Origin of the sequence: Polaribacter sp. Z022 (assembly GCF_023555495.1) — a bacterium.
Classification (GTDB): Bacteria; Bacteroidota; Bacteroidia; order Flavobacteriales; family Flavobacteriaceae; genus Polaribacter.
On record NZ_JALCZO010000049.1, the window covers coordinates 1 to 422 of the forward strand.

Sequence of the window (422 nt, forward strand, 5' to 3'; positions counted from 1 at the left end):
TTTACAAACTTAAAAGAATTAAAACTACAATATCAAAATACAAGTCCTGTTAGATATCAGCCAACCTATACCTTAGCAAGTTTACCAGATGAGATTGGTAGTATTACAAGCTTAGAAAAATTGTATTTAAACAATAATGTATTAACGGCTTTACCAAGTACAATAAATGGTTTAACGAGTTTAATAGAGTTACAATTACAAGGTAATGAGTTAACAGTTTTACCAACAACAATTGGAGGTTTAACAAGTTTAGAGAAGTTGCATTTATCACAATATAGCTCGAACAATAAGATTTCTGTTTTACCAGATGAGATAGGTGATTTATCGAGTTTAAAAGAGCTTTATATAGAGAATATGCGTTCTTATGAAAACGGAATTTATACTTATTATCTAACTAGTTTACCAAGTACAATGAACAAGTT

Annotated in this window: 1 protein-coding gene; it reads left to right on the top strand. The window is 28.7% G+C overall.

Annotated features, from left to right (window positions below):
• Positions 1-422: leucine-rich repeat domain-containing protein (locus MPF13_RS15520; protein ID WP_249983677.1), on the top strand; the 422-nt coding region annotated here is incomplete at both ends.